The sequence below is a fragment of the Rhodoferax sp. LB1P47 genome, assembly GCF_056521445.1.
In genome coordinates this window covers 143,344-161,996 of the sequence record NZ_JBWMAU010000002.1, presented here as the reverse complement: position 1 = coordinate 161,996, position 18,653 = coordinate 143,344, and the positions used below count along the sequence as shown (strand labels likewise).

16 protein-coding genes and 2 tRNA genes are annotated in these 18,653 nt (G+C 61.0%); 13 read left to right on the top strand and 5 right to left on the bottom strand.

The genetic code is table 11. From position 1 onward, the window contains the following. Positions 1 to 70: 70 nt before the first annotated feature. The 4 genes from AC0969_RS04645 to AC0969_RS04630 form a co-directional block, all read right to left on the bottom strand. Positions 71 to 2,050, bottom strand: coding sequence for a UvrD-helicase domain-containing protein (locus AC0969_RS04645; protein WP_479622964.1), 1,980 nt, complete (start codon positions 2,048 to 2,050; stop codon positions 71 to 73). A 225-nt stretch (positions 2,051 to 2,275) separates the two neighbouring features. After that, positions 2,276 to 2,830, bottom strand: a complete 555-nt coding sequence (gene efp / locus AC0969_RS04640) for an elongation factor P (RefSeq protein ID WP_295957602.1) — start codon at positions 2,828 to 2,830, stop codon at positions 2,276 to 2,278. Positions 2,831 to 2,939: 109 nt separating this feature from the next. Then, on the bottom strand, positions 2,940 to 4,028 hold the full coding sequence (gene earP, locus AC0969_RS04635) for an elongation factor P maturation arginine rhamnosyltransferase EarP (protein ID WP_479622963.1): 1,089 nt from the start codon (positions 4,026 to 4,028) through the stop codon (positions 2,940 to 2,942). Further along, positions 4,028 to 4,540 carry a YgjP-like metallopeptidase domain-containing protein gene (locus tag AC0969_RS04630; protein WP_479622962.1) on the bottom strand — a complete coding sequence of 171 codons (513 nt, stop codon included), beginning with the start codon at positions 4,538 to 4,540 and terminating at the stop codon, positions 4,028 to 4,030. Before AC0969_RS04630 ends, earP begins: the two co-directional genes overlap by 1 nt. Positions 4,541 to 4,565: 25 nt before the next feature. Between AC0969_RS04630 and uvrC the strand changes: the two genes are divergently transcribed. From uvrC to AC0969_RS04570, 12 genes are all read left to right on the top strand, one after another. After that, on the top strand, positions 4,566 to 6,533 hold the full coding sequence (gene uvrC, locus AC0969_RS04625; RefSeq protein WP_479622961.1) for an excinuclease ABC subunit UvrC: 1,968 nt from the start codon (positions 4,566 to 4,568) through the stop codon (positions 6,531 to 6,533). Between the two features lie 33 nt (positions 6,534 to 6,566). After that, a complete protein-coding gene (gene pgsA, locus AC0969_RS04620) occupies positions 6,567 to 7,133 on the top strand; it encodes a CDP-diacylglycerol--glycerol-3-phosphate 3-phosphatidyltransferase (RefSeq protein WP_479622960.1) in 567 nt (188 codons plus the stop codon). A 259-nt stretch (positions 7,134 to 7,392) separates the two neighbouring features. Beyond that, complete coding sequence (locus AC0969_RS04615; RefSeq protein WP_295957592.1) at positions 7,393 to 7,665, top strand: HU family DNA-binding protein; 273 nt, start codon at positions 7,393 to 7,395, stop codon at positions 7,663 to 7,665. 17 nt (positions 7,666 to 7,682) lie between these two features. Next, positions 7,683 to 7,758, top strand: a tRNA-Val gene (locus tag AC0969_RS04610). An 89-nt stretch (positions 7,759 to 7,847) separates the two neighbouring features. Further along, positions 7,848 to 9,773, top strand: coding sequence for a SurA N-terminal domain-containing protein (locus AC0969_RS04605; RefSeq protein WP_479622959.1), 1,926 nt, complete (start codon positions 7,848 to 7,850; stop codon positions 9,771 to 9,773). Positions 9,774 to 9,815: 42 nt separating this feature from the next. Beyond that, a tRNA-His gene (locus AC0969_RS04600) sits at positions 9,816 to 9,891 on the top strand. Positions 9,892 to 10,094: 203 nt separating this feature from the next. Next, positions 10,095 to 12,644: a sensor domain-containing protein gene (locus tag AC0969_RS04595; RefSeq protein WP_479622958.1), complete on the top strand. Its 2,550-nt coding sequence runs from the start codon at positions 10,095 to 10,097 to the stop codon at positions 12,642 to 12,644. A gap of 66 nt (positions 12,645 to 12,710) precedes the next feature. Next, complete coding sequence (surE, locus tag AC0969_RS04590) at positions 12,711 to 13,472, top strand: 5'/3'-nucleotidase SurE (protein ID WP_479622957.1); 762 nt, start codon at positions 12,711 to 12,713, stop codon at positions 13,470 to 13,472. 156 nt (positions 13,473 to 13,628) lie between these two features. Next, complete coding sequence (locus AC0969_RS04585) at positions 13,629 to 14,279, top strand: protein-L-isoaspartate(D-aspartate) O-methyltransferase (RefSeq protein WP_479622956.1); 651 nt, start codon at positions 13,629 to 13,631, stop codon at positions 14,277 to 14,279. Between the two features lie 67 nt (positions 14,280 to 14,346). Further along, positions 14,347 to 15,231 carry a peptidoglycan DD-metalloendopeptidase family protein gene (locus AC0969_RS04580; RefSeq protein ID WP_479622955.1) on the top strand — a complete coding sequence of 295 codons (885 nt, stop codon included), beginning with the start codon at positions 14,347 to 14,349 and terminating at the stop codon, positions 15,229 to 15,231. Positions 15,232 to 15,237: 6 nt separating this feature from the next. Beyond that, the gene (locus tag AC0969_RS04575) at positions 15,238 to 16,200 is read left to right on the top strand and encodes a sigma-70 family RNA polymerase sigma factor (protein WP_479622954.1); all 963 of its coding nucleotides are present in this window, start codon (positions 15,238 to 15,240) and stop codon (positions 16,198 to 16,200) included. Beyond that, positions 16,200 to 16,745 (top strand): YceB family lipoprotein, encoded by a 546-nt coding sequence (locus AC0969_RS04570; protein ID WP_479622953.1) that lies wholly within the window; start codon positions 16,200 to 16,202, stop codon positions 16,743 to 16,745. Before AC0969_RS04575 ends, AC0969_RS04570 begins: the two co-directional genes overlap by 1 nt. A gap of 80 nt (positions 16,746 to 16,825) precedes the next feature. On the opposite strand, the gene trxB is transcribed toward AC0969_RS04570, so the two are convergent. Then, positions 16,826 to 17,782 (bottom strand): thioredoxin-disulfide reductase, encoded by a 957-nt coding sequence (gene trxB / locus AC0969_RS04565; RefSeq protein WP_479622952.1) that lies wholly within the window; start codon positions 17,780 to 17,782, stop codon positions 16,826 to 16,828. A gap of 161 nt (positions 17,783 to 17,943) precedes the next feature. Here trxB and AC0969_RS04560 point away from each other — a divergent pair, with 161 nt between their 5' ends. Then, the gene (locus tag AC0969_RS04560) at positions 17,944 to 18,618 is read left to right on the top strand and encodes a Crp/Fnr family transcriptional regulator (protein ID WP_479622951.1); all 675 of its coding nucleotides are present in this window, start codon (positions 17,944 to 17,946) and stop codon (positions 18,616 to 18,618) included. Positions 18,619 to 18,653: the final 35 nt, after the last annotated feature.

The following is an 18,653-nucleotide window of genomic DNA, read 5'->3' as shown; positions in this document are numbered from 1 at the left end:
GCGCGGCGTGACAAGGCCGTGAAAAGGGGCGCGAGCGTGTCGCGCAGTTGTCTATGGCTTAACGTGAAAGTTAGGCCATCTGGGCCATGAAGCGGCTCGGGTGCGTGGCGCTGGCATACACCACCAGCGCGCGCCGCGCCCGGGTGATGCCGACATACAGCGTGTTCAGCTCTTCGTCTCCATCGCCCTGCGGATCCGGGAACTCGCCCTGCACCAGATAGGGCAGATGCACTGCGTCGAATTCCAGCCCCTTGACGCTGGTGATGCTGGCGATCAGCAGGCTGGCGGCCTTGTCTTTGGGGCTGGTGTGCTGCTTGTGCTCGGTGGCGTTGAGGTGCTGGAAAAACTGCGCCGGGCTGGCAAACCGTTCGGCCGCCTGGGCCAGCCAGGCCAGATTCGATTCGGCCTCTTGGCGGCGGCGCGTGGAGGTCAGCACATTGCGCACCAGCATCGGCGCGTGCAGGGCCGCCAGCACGGCATCCAGCAGGCCCGGCCCCCCGATGATTGGGTGGTGGCTGCGGATGGTGTCCACGGCGACCTGTAGCCGTGTGCGGGTGGCGGCCGGGGCGTTGCGCAGCACCTGGTTCTCGAAAAAAGATTTTAAAAACGTCGGGGCGATGGCCACGGTGCGTACCGCGTCTTCCAGCAGCTCGGGCTGGGATTCGTGTTCGCGGCCGTCTACCTGGATGCGCGACTCGGCAAAAAACACCAGGGCGCGCAGGATGTTTTTGCGGGTCTGCTCGGCGGTGATGCTGCCCAGGTCGTCGGTGGCCACCGCCAGCAGGCCGCGCAATAGCAGCACCTCGGGGCGCTGCACATAGCTGTCGAAGCCCCGGGTGGTGTACGCAATACCGGCTTCGATCAGGGCGTTTTCGATCTGCACCGACTGGTGTGGATGCCGCAACAGCACCGCGAACGCGTCCATCTTGGCTTTGGGCTGGGTCTTCCATTGCACGGCGGCGGCCACCACTTGGGCGGCGCAGTCGGCGTTGTCGGCGTAGCGGTGCAGCGCCACCGTGCTGGCGTGCGGGGCCAGCGAGGCGTAGGGTTTGGCGGCCACCTTGCCCGCCAGTTGGGCGATGGCCGGGCTGAAGCGGAAGCTGTGCGTCAACGGGTAGCGCTGCACCGCGTGGCTGCTGTGTTCTTCCAGGGTGGAGCGCATGAATTGCGCGTCGGCGCCGGTGGCTTTGTGGATCACCTGGTCGATGTCGCCCACGCCGCAGAAGAAGCAGCGGTTGCTGGCCAGCAGGCCGCGCAGCAGGGTGAACATGGCCTGGTTCATGTCGTGCATTTCATCCACCACCAGCACCTTCATGGCGTGTGGCCAGCTGGCGGTGTGCTGCACCGATTCGCCGTGGTGCAGCAGGCAGGCCAGGTCGTAGGTGGCATCTTGCGGGCCCCGGAAGGCGGGCTTTTCGGGGTTGGCGCAGCGCAGGCGTTCAAACGCCAGGTAAATCTTGAGCTGGGTGTATTCGGTGCCAATGCTGTCCGCGTAGTCGGGCGACACGGCCTGCTCGTCGCGCTCCAGCACATCGCGCAGCGTGCCCTTGAGGATTTCGCTTTGCTGCAAAAAAGCATCCGTCATGCCGTGGTCGCCCAGGGTGGGCATCAGCAGCTCGGAGCGCCAGCGGGCATCGGGGTGCTCGGCCACCTGTTGCACCGCATCCCAGATCACCGGGCTGAACTGCTCGGCCTCGGTGTAGACCGGCACCGCACCCCCTTCCAGCTCGGCCAGCACCTGGGTGCTGAAGGCTTCAAAGGTCTGGATGCGCATTTGCTGTGCCACGGCTGCGGGCACGCCGATTTTCTTCAGCGCATTTTTCAGAGCGGTGCAGGCCGCGTCGGTGTAGGTGAGCGCAAAAATCTGCTCGGCCCGGGTTCCCCGCGTCCAGGCCTCGGCCATGCGCAAGGCCAGTACCGTGGTTTTGGCGGCCCCTGCATTGGCCTCCACCATCGCCATCCGCGCCGGGCTGATCTGGATCGCCAACTGTTCAGCTGTGGGCGTGATGGCTTTGGGGACGAAGTGGGCGATGGTTTTGGAAGCGGTCATGGGGGTATTTTCAGGGCAATAAAAAAGGCTCCCGAAGGAGCCTTTTTGCTGCGTATTTGATAGCTGCTAGCGTTTATCTGCTAAGCGCTAGCAGTCTAAAACGCATAAACCCAGCACGTAGACATCACTTCCAAGAACACCGCAGAACTGGCTTTGCCAGGCTGCTGGTGTTGCCCCCTGCAAGGGGGTGGGCGGAAACACGCAGTGTGTAGCCTGGGGGTGTACTTAAACCCGCTTGCGGTATTCGCCGGTGCGGGTGTCGATTTCTACCTTGTCGCCTTGGGCCACAAAAATTGGCACGCCGAACTCAAAGCCGGTGGCAATCTTGGCAGGCTTCAGTACCTTGCCGGAGGTGTCGCCCTTGACGGCGGGCTCGGTCCAGGTGATTTCGCGCTGCACGCTGGTGGGCAACTCAACCGAAATGGCCTTGCCGTCGTAGAACACGACTTCCAGTTCCATGCCGTCTTCCAGGTAGTTCAGTGCGTCGCCCATGTTTTCGGCTTCGACTTCGTACTGGTTGAACTCGGTGTCCATGCAGATGTACATGGGTTCAGCGAAGTAGGAGTAGGTGCAATCCTTCTTGTCCAAGATAACTTGGTCAAGCTTGTCGTCGGCCTTGAACACTTGTTCGGTGTTGAAGTTGGCGATCAGGCTTTTGAGCTTCATGCGCACGGTGGCGGAGTTGCGGCCACCACGGCTGTATTCGGTTTTCAGCACGACCATCGGGTCTTTGCCGTGCATGATGACGTTGCCAGCACGGATATCTTGGGCGATTTTCATAGCATTCTCTGGAGTGAGGGCCGCTCCATTTCCGAAGAATATGTTGGCGGCGGGTTGGGCAAATAGGTGCGTTTGCCGGTAGCAGCCCATTCGGGCAAAGCCTTGGAGTTTAACGGGTTTCAGGCGCAAAGCCGAGAAGCTGGCTGGCCAGGTCAGGCTGCTGGAGCAGCCGTGCGCGCAGGGCCTGGGTGCTGGGGCCCCAGTCGTCCAGAGCTAAAGCGGGCAGGGCGCTGGCCTCCAGCCCGTTCCACACCCGGTGGAATTGCCGCAGTGCCGACGGTGCATCGGCCATATCCAGAAAGGCCTCCAGCTTGGCGTGGTGGGCGGCATCATCTTGCGGGTAGATCTGCCAAATAAAGGGCTTGCCGGCCCAGATGGCCCGCACCAGCGAATCCTCGCCACGCACAAAGTTGGCATCGCAGGCCCACAGCAGGTGGTCGAAGTCGTGCTGGCCCAGGGGGGGCAAGTATGAAATTGATAGCTGCTCGCGCAGGTGAGCCATGCGCTGGAGGCTATTTTTATCCCCAAGTAGCGCCTGCACCGCCCGGGTGGCCCGGCCTGCGGTGACCAGCAGCCGGGTGGGCTGGTCGGCTTGCGCCAGTTGTTCTAGCAGCGCAGCCAAGGCGGCGGGCTCGTAACAGAACAGGCTGATGAGGCGCTCCATCGGCTGCCGCTGCGGGATGCCGTGCGCGTGCAGCCAGGCCTCGGCATCCAAGTCGGCCTGCCGCTGCGCCAGATCCGCCTCGCACAGCAGGCCGCCGGTGTGGGCCGTAAAGCCGGGGTAGAAAAACCATTTCTGCCGTCCCGCTGCTGGGCCGTCGCGCACCAGTGAGGGCAGGGCGTGGCAGCGCTCCACGTAGGCTTCGGCGGACAGGTATTCGAGGTTGATCCATAAGGGTTTTAGGCCGTTAGCGCAGGTGTGGTTTGCGCTAGCAGCTACGAATTCAGGAGCGATGGTGCAGCCGAAGGCTTCCACCCATACATAGCTGGGTTCCAGGTTCTTTACCTCCAAAGGCTGCGTCCAACGCCGCACTTCCACGCCGGGGCAGCCTTCTGGTGCCATCCAGGCCAGGGCAGATGGGTCGTCTACCCACAGCCGCACCTGCTCGCCGCGCGCCGCCAGGTCGGCACTGAGCCGCCAGCAGACACCGATGTCGCCAAAGTTATCGATCACCTCGCAGAAGATGTCCCAGCGCATCAGCTTGGCCAGTCCAGCTTGCCCGCCACGTCGATGTGCGTCAGGTACAGGCGCACGTCGAATTCCAGCTGGTGGTAGTCGGGCTCCATGTAGGTGCAGAGTTGGTAGAAGGGCTTGTCGTGGTTGCGCTCTTTCAGGTGCGCTAGCTCGTGCACGGTGATCATTTTTAAAAACGGATCGGGCACGTCTTTGAACAGCGTTGCGATGCGGATTTCGTGCTTGGCCTTGAGTTTGTTGCCCTGCACCCGCGACACGGTGGTGTGGGTGCCCAGCGCGTGGTGGTAGACGTGCAGCTTGGCATCAAAGCCCACTTTGTTGATTTGCGCGGCGTTGCGCATGTGCTGGGTTTTCAGGTCCATCACGTAGTCGAACAGGGCTTTGTCGGTGCGCACGCTGTGGGCGCGCGGGTATTTTTTGAGCAGCAGTGCGCCCAGTTGGTCGTCGGCCAGCAGTTGCTGCACCTGGGCGGTGACGTGGGCCGGGTAGGCCGACAGGTATTTCAGGGGGAGCATCCGGGGATTGTCCACAATACGGTCTATGTCCGAGATTAATCCTGTTGAGCCGCCAGTTGCTCCTGTTGCCGTACCCGTCCATTCCGACCAGTTGCTGAGTGAAGTCGCCGCGCTGCCCGCATTACCCGGCGTCTACCGCTACTTCGATGCCGACGGCACGGTGCTGTATGTCGGCAAGGCCAAGAATTTAAAGAAGCGTGTCACCACCTACTTCCAGCGCGACCACGGCGGCACCCGCATCGGCCATATGGTCAGCAAGATTGCGCGCATGCAAACCACGGTGGTGCGCTCCGAGGCCGAGGCCTTGCTGCTGGAAAACAACCTCATCAAGACGTTGCACCCCAAGTACAACATCCTGTTCCGCGACGACAAGAGTTACCCGTATCTGAAGATCACCGCCTTGCCAGCCTTTGCCGCCGAGCCTAGTGCGGTGACGTTTCCCCGCGTCGCCTACTACCGGGGTGCGGTCGAAAAAAAACACCGCTACTTTGGCCCGTTCCCCAGCGCCTGGGCGGTGAAGGAATCCATCCAATTGCTGCAAAAAGTCTTCCGCCTGCGCACCTGCGAAGACACGGTGTTCAACAACCGCACGCGCCCCTGTTTGCTGTACCAGATCAAGCGCTGCTCAGGCCCCTGCGTCAACTTGGTGTCGCAGCAAGACTACGCCCAGGACGTGCTGAACGCCGAGAAGTTTCTGGACGGCGAAACCCAGCAAGTCCTGCAAGCGCTGGAGCTGCGCATGATGGCCCATTCCGACAAGTTGGAATTCGAGCAGGCGGCCGAACTGCGCAACCAGATGAGCGCCTTGTCCACCGTGCTGCACCAGCAGTCGGTAGACAACGTGTCCGACAAGGACGTAGACATCCTGGCCGTCAAGGTGCAAGGCGGGCGTGCCTGCGTGAATCTGGCCATGGTGCGCGGCGGGCGGCACCTGGGCGACCGGGCCTACTTTCCGACCCATGTGGAAGATGCTTTTTTCATGAGCGCCGTCGAGGTGGAGGGCGAAGATGCCGCCCAGGCCGTGGAGGTGCAGGTGCTGGAGGCCTTCATCGCCCAGCACTACATCGACATCCCGATCCCTCCGGCTTTGATCACCAGCGCGCCCGTCGGCAAGGCCTTGCTGGATGCCTTGTCGTCGCAAAGTGGGGTCAAGGTGACGGCGGTGCACAACCCGCGCGAGCAGCGCCGTAGCTGGCTGGAAATGGCGCAGAAAAATGCCGGTTTGCAACTCGCCCGCTTGCTGGCCGAAGAGGGTTCGCAACAGGCCCGCACCCGCGCGCTGGTGGATGCGTTGGACCTGGCCCCGGACGACTTGGCCACTCTGCGTATCGAGTGTTTCGATATCTCCCACACGGCGGGCGAGGCCACCCAGGCATCCTGCGTGGTGTTCCAGCAGCACAAGATGCAGAACTCGGAGTACCGGCGCTACAAGATCGAAGGCATCACGCCGGGTGACGATTACGCGGCTATGCGCCAGGTGCTGACGCGGCGCTACAGCAAGTTTGGTGTGCAGACGGAAGCCTCTGCCGAAGCACCGGCCGGGCGCATGCCGGACCTGGTCCTGGTGGATGGCGGCAAGGGCCAGGTGTCGATGGCCAAGGCAGTATTCGAGTCGCTGGGCTTGGACTTGGGGCTGATCGTCGGGGTCGAAAAAGGGGAGGGCCGCAAGGTCGGGCTGGAGGAATTGGTGTTTGCCGATGGCCGCACCAAGGCCACGCTGGCCCGCGATTCGGCGGCACTGATGTTGGTAGCGCAGATTCGCGACGAGGCCCACCGCTTCGCCATCACCGGTATGCGGGCCCAGCGTGCCAAAGTCCGCGTGGGCGGCAGCAAGTTGGAAGATATTGCAGGCATCGGCCCGAAAAAACGTGCCAGCCTGCTGCAACGCTTTGGCGGCATCCGGGGCGTGGCAGCGGCCGGAGTGGACGATATCGCAAAAGTTGACGGCATATCCAAGGAGTTAGCCGAAGAAATCTACCGTGCGCTGCGCTGATCGACCGTACTGGCGGCATGACACAATCACGCCATGTTTTGGACCATTCCCACCATCATGACCTGGACGCGCATCGTCGCGATTCCCTTGATCATTGGTGTTTTTTACCTGCCGATCAGCGAGCCCAGTCGCAACCTGATTGCCACCGTGATGTTCGTGGTGTTTGCTGCCACTGACTGGTTAGACGGCTATTTGGCCCGCAAGCTCAACCAGACCTCGTCGTTCGGAGCCTTTTTGGACCCGGTGGCCGACAAGTTTTTGGTCTGCGCCTGCGTGCTGGTGCTGGTGCACCTGGGCCGGGCCGACGTGTTCGTGGCACTGATCATCATTGGCCGGGAAATTGCTATCTCGGCACTGCGCGAATGGATGGCGCAGATTGGCGCGTCCAAGAGCGTGGCGGTGCACATGATCGGCAAGCTCAAGACCGTCTCGCAGATGGTGGCGATTCCATTTTTGCTGTTCGATGGGCGCTTGTTCGGAGTGGTGGACACGCACCTGTGGGGTGTCTGGTTGATCTGGATTTCGGCCGTGTTGACGATCTGGTCGATGGTTTACTATCTGCAAAAAGCGCTGCCTGAAATTCGGGCGCGGACGAAATGAGGATAGAGAATCAGAGGTTTTAAAAAGTGTCGCAGGGGTTCAAGGAGTGGGCCAAAAACGGTCTAGAATCCGCCTCCGCGCCGCTCGAAAGCAGTTTGTCTGATTAGCACCATGCAAGTGCATGGTTTTAATTGCCGAAGCAGTGGTTGCTGCAAAGTTACGTTTTCCCCTGGCTTGTTTTTTGCGCGCCGCAGACACGCAAGACATCGGAAAATTTTTGAATATCGTGGTCTGAATAAATTTGAGCGAGGGGCTCCTTGTGAACAAAACGGAATTGATTGAACACATCGCAAAGCATGCTGACATCTCTAAAGCAGCTGCTACACGTGCGCTGGAGTCCACCATCAGTGCGGTTAAGACGACGCTGAAAAAAGGCGGTACCGTATCGCTGGTAGGATTCGGCACCTTTGCGGTGGGTAAACGCGCTGCACGTGCCGGGCGCAATCCCCGCACTGGCGATGCGATTAAAATCAAGGCCGCTAAAGTTCCAAAATTTCGCCCAGGCAAAGCATTGAAAGATGCGTTGAACTGAGGTTTCTGTTTCAGGTGGGGTGCTTAGCTCAGTTGGTAGAGCAGCGCCCTTACACGGCGTAGGTCGGCGGTTCGAGCCCGTCAGCACCCACCAATCCCACCCGGCAAAGGCGAACAGATTGTTCGCCTTTTTTGTTTTTAAGAATGGGCTTGCGCCCGTTATGTTTTCAAAAGAGTCCTGCCATGTTTGATTTCGTCCGCAAGCACACCAAGATCATGATGGGCTTGATGTTCTTGCTGATCATCCCCGCGTTTATTCTGGTCGGTGGCGAAGAGAGCTTCCGCCGCTTCAACGAGGGCGGAGAAGTAGTCGCCAAGGTGGCCGGCCAAGAGATCAAGCAGGGCGACTGGGATGCCGCGCACCGCAATGAAGTGCAGCGCATCATGGCCAGCCAGCCCGGTATCGATCCCAAATTGCTCGATTCTCCCGAGGCGCGGTACGCCACCTTGGAAAACCTGGTGCAGCAACGTGTGTTGGCTGCAGCGGCCGATAAGTTTCATCTGGCTACCAGTGACAGTCGCTTGGCCCGTAGCCTGCAAGACGACCCCACTATCGCATCTTTGCGCAACCCCGATGGTTCGTTGGACATGGTGCGTTACCACCAATTGCTGGCGGCCCAGAACATGACTCCGGCCATGTTTGAAGCCCAGGTACGCACCGATTTGTCGCAGCGCCAAGTGGTTGCCGGTGTGGCTGGCACCGCGTTCAGTGCGGGTGCCGAGGCCGATGTGGCGTTGAATGCCTTGTTTGAAAAGCGCGAAGTGCAGGTTGCTGTGTTTAAAACCGCTGATTTTGCAGCCAAGGTCAACCCGACCGATGCCGAACTCGAAGCTTGGTACAAAGACCATCCGGCCCTATTCCAGGCACCGGAGCAGGCGACCATTGAATACGCCGTGCTGGACCTGGATGCCGTAAAGAAAGGCGTCCAACCCGTTGAGGCCGACCTGAAAACCTACTTCAAGGAAAACGCCGATCGCCTTGCCGGCAAGGAAGAGCGCCGCGCCAGCCACATTTTGCTCAACGCACCCAAGGATGCGTCTGCCGCTGACCGCAAAGTAGCCCGTACCAAAGCCGAAGAGTTACTTGCCCAGGTGCAGAAAAACCCGGCCAATTTTGCCGAAGTCGCCAAGAAGAACTCGCAAGACACAGGTTCTGCCGTGCAGGGTGGTGACCTGGATTATTTTGGCCGTGGCGCGATGGTGAAACCCTTTGAAGATGCAGCCTTCGCTTTGAAAAAGGGTGACATCAGCAGCATCGTGGAGTCGGATTTTGGCTACCACATCATCCAGCTCACCGACATCCGTGTACCGAAGCAGCGTAGCTTTGAAGAGATGCGCGCTGAACTGGAAGCCGATGTGAAGAATCAGCAAGCGCCGGCTAAATTTGCCGAAGCCGCAGATGCCTTTACCAACGGAGTCTATGAACAAGCCGACAGCCTCAAGCCGGTGGCGGATCGCCTCAAGTTGAATGTGCAGACAGCGTCCTTGTCCCGTACCCCTGCGCCCGGTGCCAAAGGTGTACTGGCCAATGCCAAGTTTTTGAATGCGATTTTTTCCTCGGACTCGATCGAGAAAAAACGCAATACCGAAGCGGTAGAAACCGCGCCTAACCAGTTGGTTTCTGGCCGCATTACCCAATACACGGCTGCACACACGCTGCCTTTTGTCGAAGTAAAAGACCAGGTACGGGTGCGCGTAGTGGCGGCGCGGGCCACCGAATTGGCCCAAAAAGAAGGCCAGGAAAAACTCACCGCCTGGAAGGCAAATCCCGGTGCTGCCACCTTGTCGGCACCCTTGGTGGTGTCGCGTGAAAATGCCCAGCAGCAGCCACCCCAGCTGCTAGCTGCCGCGCTGCGTGCCGACTTGGCCAGCTTACCGGTTTGGGTGGGTGCGGATCTGGGTGCGCAAGGTTATGCCATTGCCAAGATCAATAAATTGGTGCCCCGCGATGCGCCGGTCGAGACCCTGCGCAAGCAAGGTCGCGAGCAATACGGCCAAGGCTGGGCGGGTGCCGAGAGCCGTGCTTACTACAGCACACTCAAGGAACGCTTCAAAGTCAAAATCAATGTAGCCAAACCTGTGGCCAAAACCGGTCTTGATGCTGGCTAAGGTCTTGCGCCGGGGAAATTCAGGTTATAATATGAAGCTGCGGTGGCTGTAGCTCAGTTGGTAGAGTCCAGGATTGTGATTCCTGTTGTCGAGGGTTCGAGCCCCTTCAGCCACCCCAATAAATAAATGCAAGGGCGCTATCTTTTAGGTAGCGCCCTTTTCGTTTGGGGATCTGTAAATTACATCTTTGGTAGACGGGTGCGGTAGTCCCGATAATTTTTCAAAACTGGGGCAGCATGTACTAATATGGCCCACTAAAGCGCACACAGTTTTAAGAATTTTTCGCCACTTGAGCCCCCGCCGTACCTGTAGGAACCCCGTGTGGAAACCAAGCGCCCTAACCATCGCATTGACCGAACTTCGCCAGGAGATGCATCCGCCAGTCTGCACGTTCTGTGGGATGGCGGCGGCGTGAGCCGCGCCGGTGCTGCTGCGCAGATATTGGCGGTATTGGATGGTTTGCCCGTCTTGGTCAGTGCGATGGATTTACGCACCCAGCGCACCATTACTTATTGGAACCGCGAGTGCGAGGCTGTCTCTGGTTACAGCAGTGATGAGTTGGTAGACCATTCTGAAGCCTTGCAGTGGTTGTATCCCGAGCCCTTATATCTGGCGCGCAAATTGGCTGACTTCCTGGAGTTGGGCACTAGTTTTAGAGGCGTGGAGTGGACGCTGACCACCAAGTTTGGAGACAAGCGGCGCATTGCCTGGTCCAGCATCGATGGCTTGTATGCCGATACCCAACCCGATGTGGTGTGGTGTGTGGGCTTGGATGTCACTGCCCGTTCCGAGTCAGACCGTCTGCTGCGTGACCGCGATAAATTACTGGGCTCGGTGTTTCGGCACCTGCCCGACATGGTCTATCTCAAAGATGGCGAAGGCCGTTGGCTGCTGACCAATCCGGCGGCACGTGCCGTGCTGGGTTTGACCGAACAAGAGGCCTATGGCTACACCAATCTGGAGATTGCCGACCGCAACCACCCGCAGGGCGAAGGTTTGCGCCAAGGGGCATTGACCGACGAGGCCACCTGGCAATCGGGGCGGGCCTCGCATATGCAAGAGGTGGCCGATGATGGCCAAGGCAATTTGCGTTGGTTGGATGTGATTCGGGTGCCGACCTTTGGCCGGCGTGGCCAGCGTATGCATTTGCTGTCAGTGCGCCGTGACATTACGGATCAGCGTATTGCGGCCACCAAGCTGGAGCTTGCGGGTCGGGTGCTGGAGCAAAGCACCGACGGCATCATCGTGACCGACGAGGCCAACCGCATCATTATGGTAAACGGTGCGTTCACCGAGATCACGGGCTACCAGTCCAGTGAAGTGCTGGGGCGTGACCCGCAGTTCCTGGCTTCGGGGCAACACGATGCCGCATTTTTTCAACACATGTGGAAGGTCTTGGCCGAAGACGGACGTTGGGCCGGTGAGATCTGGAACCGCCGTAAAAATGGCGAGGTGTATCCGCAATGGCTCAGTTTGTCGGCCCTGCACCAGCGCGCCCACGGCGAAGTAACGCATTACGTGGCGGCTTTTTCCGACCTGAGTTCGCGCAAGGCGGCGGAAGAAAAAATTGCCTATTTGTCCAGCCAGGATGTGATCACTGGCTTGCCGAACCGGGCCCATGTGGCTTTGCGTTCCACCTTGGTGCTCAAACATGCCAAGACCACGCACGAGCAGGTGGCCATGATCGTGATCGACGTGGACAATTTCAAGACCCTGAATGACTCGCTGGGCCAGGCAGCGGGCGACCAGATGTTGCGCGAGGTTGGGCTGCGGCTAAGCCAGTTTGCCGACGAACGCTCCGTGGTGGGGCGGCTGAGCGGCGATGAATTTTTGATTTTGTTGCGTAACGTACAGAGCACGGCCGACGCGGCCCACATGGTGACCGCACTGATGGACGCAGTGGGCCAGCCCATGACCTTGGCGGAACTGCCGGTCAATGTTTCTATCTCTGCCGGTATCGCCATGTTTCCGGCGGATGGTGACCAGTTTGATGTTTTGTTTGGCCGCGCCGATGCGGCCCTGTATGCGGCCAAGCGCGGCGGGCGGGGCTCCTACCAGTTTGCCAATGCCACCATGAACGAGGCCGCGTTGGAGCGCCTACGGCTCGAATCCGCCTTGCGCCTGGCCATTGAAAACAATGCCCTGCGTTTGGAATACCAACCGCTGATCCACTTGCCCAGTGGGCGGGTGGTGGGGGCTGAAGCCCTGTGCCGCTGGGACCATCCGGAGCGTGGCGCGATTGCGCCGGGCGTGTTCATTCCGATCGCCGAAGACTGCGGACTGATTGAGGCCCTGGGTGGTTGGGTGCTGAAAACTGCGGCCTTGCAGCTGCGCGCTTGGCACGACGCGGGCCAGCCCGAGCTGATCATGGCGGTGAATTTGTCTGCCCGTCAGTTTCAGCGCGGTGTGGTGCTCAAGCAGGTAGAGGCCGCGTTAGAAATATCCGGCATCGCCCCCGACCGGCTGGAACTGGAGTTGACCGAAAGCGTGCTCCTGCACGACGGTGAGGCCGTGACGGCCGTGTTGCGCCGCCTGCAAGCTCTTGGTGTCAAGCTGTCGATTGACGACTTTGGCACCGGCTATTCCAGCTTTGCCTACCTGCGCCGCATCAAGTTTGACAAGATCAAAATTGACCAGTCGTTTGTGCGCGATTTGATTGACGACCCGGACAATGCCGCCATCGTGCGCGGCATTATTTCGCTAGCGTTGAGTCTGGGGCTGCGGGTGCTGGCCGAGGGGGTGGAGACCGAAGAAATCGCCCAGCGCCTGCGCCACCTGCAATGCACCTACGCCCAGGGCTACCACTTTTCCCGCCCGCTGCGGCCCGAGGTGTTTGCCTTGCAGCAGGGCCTGACCGCCACGCCGGTTTAGTGCTGCATGGGAGGGTGGGAGCCTGTAATCCGGCCTCTACAATCTCGCCACACTCTGGCATGTTTTATGAAAATTCTGATTTCCAATGACGACGGCTACCAGGCTCCAGGTATCGTGGCGCTGTATGAAGCGCTGAAAGACGTGGCCGAGGTCGAGGTGGTTGCGCCCGAGCACAACAACAGCGCTAAGTCCAATGCGCTGACCCTGTACGCACCGCTCTACGTGCACCAGGCTGCAAATGGTTTTCGCTACGTCAATGGCACCCCGGCCGATTGCGTGCACATCGCCCTGACCGGCCTGCTGGGCTACCGGCCCGATCTGGTGATCTCGGGAATCAACAACGGTGCCAATATGGGCGATGACACGATTTACTCGGGTACCGTGGGCGCGGCAATGGAGGGCTATTTATTCGGCATCCCGGCCATCGCGTTTTCGCAAACCGAAAAAGGCTGGGGCCACCTGGATGCCGCCGCGCAGACCGCCCGTGACCTGGTGCTGCGCATGGCCCAACAGCAGCACGCCGGTGCGCCGCCGTGGCTACTCAATGTAAATATTCCCAACCTGCCGCTAGAGCAGCTCAAGCCGATGAAGGTGTGCCGCCTGGGCCGCCGCCACACGGCTGAAAAAGTCATCACGATGGACAGCCCGCGCGGCGACACCATGTACTGGATCGGCAGCGCCGGGGCCGCCAAGGACGATGCCGAGGGCACCGACTTCCACGCCAGCCTGCAAGGCCATGTCACCCTGACCCCGCTCAAAGTAGACCTGACCGACCACGACAACCTGGGCTACTGGGCGCAAACCGCAGCCCGGCTGGCGGCGGCTTAAATGGCGCAGCGGCCCCCGTTTCCGGCCCGGTTGGACTTTTTAACCGGCGCACCAGTCGCTAAAAACAGTGCTACCAAAACTGTAGCTTATGGTGCAATTGGAATAAGCGCTAGGCCCCTAAAAAGCTTGGAAATAAAACCTACGGCAGGCCACGGGATGGATTCGGACGCGGTGCGCGCCCGCATGGTGCACAAGCTGTCGGCGATGGGCATTGCTTCGGCGCCGGTGCTGCGCGCTATGGGGCTGGTGGAGCGGCACCGGTTTGTGGATTCCGCCCTGGTCAACCAGGCCTACGAAGACACCAGCCTGCCGATTGGCCTGGGCCAGACCATCTCCAAACCGAATGTGGTGGCCCGCATGGGCGAGCTGCTGCTGGACTCGCCGCTGGGCCAAGCCGGGCCGCTGGGCCGGGTGCTGGAGATCGGCACCGGCTGCGGCTACCAGGCGGCGGTGCTGGCCGTGCTGGCGCGTGAGGTCTACAGCATCGAGCGCCTGCGCGGCCTGCATGACAAAGCCCGGGCCAATCTGCGCCCGTTTCGCCTGCCCAATGTGCACCTGCTGTTTGGCGACGGCATGCTGGGCTATGCCAAGGGCGCGCCGTATGCGGGCATCATTGCGGCTGCCGGGGGCGACGCGATTCCGCAGGCCTGGCTGGACCAGCTGGCGGTGGGTGGGCGGCTGGTGGCACCGATGGTGACCAGCGGCGGCAAGCAGGCGCTGGTGGTGGTGGACAGAACCGCTCAGGGTTTTCACCAGCAGGTGCTCGAAGCCGTGCATTTTGTCCCTCTAAAATCAGGGGTTGCATAACCTCCCTGGCCCGGCGTGCAAAGTACATAGGGCCAGGCGGGTTATTTCATGTTTATAGGAATTACACATGCACGCGTTGCGCAGTCAGGGTTGGATGAAGATCGTCAGTTTGCTGGCGTTGGTAGTGGTGGCGGGTTGCGCGGGCCCCATCACGCACAAGGCCCCGGTGGAAGACCGGGGCACCAGCCGCTCGCAGCCCACCACCACCACCACTGCCAGCCCAATCGCCGAGCCCGCCAAACCCCTGCCCGGTGCCGAGAATGCGGGCAAGCCCGGCTACTACACCGTTAAACCCGGCGACACCCTGATCCGCATCGGCCTGGACTCCGGTCAAAGCTGGAAAGATATCGCCCGCTGGAACATGCTGGACAACCCCAATGTGATCGAAGTCGGCCAGGTGCTGCGGGTGATTTCGCCCAACGCGGTGGCCACCGAGACCGGCGTGACCACCCGCCCGGTGGCCTCCAGCACCATCACCCCGGTGGCGGTGCCCGGCCCCGTGGCATCTGCTTCCAGCCCCGCCAGTGCGGCCAGCGCCCCCGCGAAGCCTGCCACGCCGGCCCCCGTGGCATCGGCAGGTGAGGACGATCTGGCCTTCATCTGGCCCGCCAGTGGCAGCCTGGTGGCCGGATTTGACGAAGCCAAAAACAAAGGCCTGGACCTGGGCGGCAAAGTCGGCGATGCGGTGGTGGCCGCCGCCGATGGCCGGGTGGTGTATGCCGGGGCAGGCCTGCGCGGCTACGGCAACCTGCTGATCCTGAAGCACAACAACACCTACCTCACCGCCTACGCCCACAACCAGACCCTGCTGGTCAAAGAAGACCAGTCGGTGCGCAAGGGCCAAAAAATTGCCGAAATGGGCAGCAGCGATGCCGACCGTGTCAAACTGCACTTCGAGATTCGCCGCCAGGGTAAGCCTGTCGATCCCGCCAAATACCTGCCCAACCGGTAACGCACCATGAAAACCCCCAACGCTCCCGGCCACACTGTGCTTGAGGACGCGTTGGGCGCAGACGGTGTAGAGGGCGACCGCCCGCCACCCACCGCCACGTGGCTGGCCACGGGGGTGGACCACCATGACACCCTCAGCCTGTACCTGCGCGACGTGCGGCGTACCGAGCTATTTACCCCCGCCGAAGAATTTGCCGTGGCCACCCGCGCCCGCGCCGGCGACTTTGCAGCCCGCCAGGCCATGATCGAGCACAACCTGCGGCTGGTCGTCAGCATCGCCAAGGGCTACCTGGGCCGGGGCGTACCCATGGGCGACCTGATTGAAGAGGGCAACCTGGGGTTGATGCACTCCATCGACAAGTTCGAGCCCGAGCGCGGTTTCCGCTTCTCTACCTACGCCACCTGGTGGATTCGCCAGGCGGTGGAGCGTGCGGTGGTGCAGCAAGGCCGTGTCATCCGCCTGCCGGTGCATGTGGTGCGCGAGCTGCAACAGGTGCTGCGGGCCCGCCGCACGCTGGAGCACGACCCGGCCTTTGCCGCCCTGCGCCCTGACGGCGTGCGGGTGGACGACGTGGCCGCCCTGATGGGTCGCGACGCGCACGAAATCGCTGATTTGCTGGCGCTGGCCGAGTCCCCGCGCTCGCTGGATGCCAGCCTGGACCGCAGCGAGGATGGCCAAACCTTGGTCGATACCCTGGTAGATGAAAACACCCCCGATCCCGCCACCACCACCCAGGCGCATGAGGTGGAGCGGCTGCTGGAAACCTGGATTGCCACCCTGAACCGGCGCGAGCGCGAGGTGCTGGACGGCCGCTTTGGTTTGCACCACCGCGAACCCGAAACGCTGGACACCCTGAGCGAACGCCTGGGCCTGACCCGCGAGCGGGTGCGCCAAATCCAGAACGAAGCGCTGCGCAAACTCCGCATCCAGCTCGGGCGCAGTGGTATGCACAAGGAAGCCTTGTTTTGATGAAAAAGATGCTGGGCTGGATGCTAGGTGCCCTCTTGGTCGCCTGTGCCGCCCCCGGCCCGCGCACCACGATCGTCAGCCAAGAGAAGCTGCAAAGCCTGCTGGCCGCCCGCTTCCCTTACACCGGCAAGATCGGCCCGCTGTTCGAGCTGCAAGCCCAGGCGCCCCAGTTGCGCCTGTTGCCCGCGCAGAACCGGCTGGGTACGGAGATACAGGTGCAGGTCACCGAGCGCCTGAGCCGTGCGGTTTTTCAAGGCGTGCTGGATGTGGACTACCGCGTGCAGTTTGAGCCCCGTGACCAGACCCTGCGCATGGCCGATGTACACGTCAACCGCTTCCACTTCACCGGTGTGCCCGAGCGCTACCAGGCCGTGGTGCAAGGCCTGGCTCCGCAGTTGGCCGAGCGCCTGCTGGACGGTATTCCGCTACACCAGATCAGCGCCAAAGACATGGCGGTGGTGAACGGCTGGGGCTACGTGCCCGGTGGTATCGACGTGACCACAGAAGGCCTGCGCTTTACCCTGCACCCGACACAGTCACCGTAAGATTATTTGCTATCAAAAAAATAGCTACTAGCGCAGGTGTTGCCTGAGTTAGTAGCTGTTTTCACGCCTAAATATTGGTGTTAGTGCGCGCCTTGTTCCAGGAAGCGTTGTGCGTCTAGCGCGGCCATGCAGCCGGTGCCGGCGCTGGTGATGGCCTGGCGGTAGATGTGGTCTTGCACGTCACCGGCGGCAAACACGCCGGGCACGCTGGTCATGGTGGCAAAGCCTTGCAGACCAGTGCGGGTGATGATGTAGCCGTCTTTCATCTCCAGCTGGCCCGCGAAGATGTCGGTGTTGGGCTTGTGGCCGATGGCGATGAAGCAGCCCTTCAGCGGCACGTCGGTGGTGGCATCGCTTTGGGTGCTTTGCAGGCGCACACCGGTCACGCCAGAGGCATCGCCCAGCACGGTTTGCAAAGTGTGGAACAGCTTGAGCTCGATCTTGCCCGCCGCCACTTTTTCCATCAGTTTGTCCACCAGAATGGCTTCGGCCTTGAAGGTGTCGCGGCGGTGCACCAGGGTGACCTTGGCGGCGATATTGGACAAATACAGGGCTTCTTCCACGGCGGTATTGCCGCCGCCCACCACGCACACGTCTTGCTCTCGGTAGAAGAAACCGTCACAGGTGGCGCAGCCCGATACACCCCGGCCCATGAAGGCGGTTTCCGACTCCAGGCCCAGGTACTGGGCGGAGGCACCGGTGGCCAGAATCAGCGCGTCGCAGGTGTAGGTGCCGCTGTCGCCGGTGAGGGTGAAGGGGCGCTGGCTGAAGTCCACCGTGTGGATGTGGTCGAAGATGATTTCGGTCTTGAAGCGTTCAGCATGCTCCTGGAAGCGCTGCATCAGCTCGGGTCCCTGCACGCCCATCACGTCGGCAGGCCAGTTATCGACTTCGGTGGTGGTCATCAGCTGGCCGCCTTGGGCGATGCCGGTGATCAGCACCGGGTTCAGGTTGGCACGGGCCGCGTAGATGGCGGCGGTGTAGCCCGCAGGGCCGGAACCTAGAACCAGGACTTTGGCGTGTTTATTTGAGGACATGGATAAAACCTGTAGTGAAAAGAGGAATCGGCCGTGTACAGTTTGTTGCTTGTTACAAACAAGCAAGCAATTCCTGCCGGGTGGGCCGCAATTTTTTAAAATTTTGCACCAAATTGTAAAAACCCACCGCTTGCAGGACTCTCTCCTGAAAGGAAGTCACGATGTCGATGTTGTCCAACATAGAGCTTTTATTGCGTGTGCCCTTGTTTTCCAGCATGACTTCCGAGCAGGCTGATCTGGTGACCAATGCGGTGAGCAAGCAACGGTTCAAGCGCGGAGAGTTGATTGTCGAGCAGGGTCTCAAGTCCAACGCGCTGTTCATCGTACTGAGTGGCCGGGCCCGTGTGCTCACCACCGACGGCCGAGGCCGCGAGGTGATTCTGGCAACTTTGCAAGTGGGCGATTATGTGGGCGAAATGAGCCTCATCGACAACGAACCCCACTCTGCCACGGTGCAAACCGAAACCGCCACCGACTGCTTGGTGCTGGGCCGTGCCGAGTTCGACCAATGCCTGGAAGGCAATACGGCGATGGCCCGGTCGGTGATGTCCGGCCTGGTCAAGCGCCTGCGCCGGGCTGACCAGAAGATCGAGTCGTTGGCGCTGATGGACGTGTATGGCCGTGTGGCCCATGTGCTGCTTGAAGCCGCCACGCTGGATGCCGAGGGGCAGATGGTCATCCGCGACAAAATCTCGCGCCAGGACGTGGCCAAAATGGTCGGCGCCTCGCGGGAAATGGTCAGTCGGGTGATGAAGGACCTGGAAGAGCGCGGCTACATCGAAGGCAATGAAAACGGCTCCACCCACATCAAATCGGTGCTCGGTTCGCTGACCTGAGTCCGCGCGGCTCAGCTTCGGGGCCACCCGCGCAT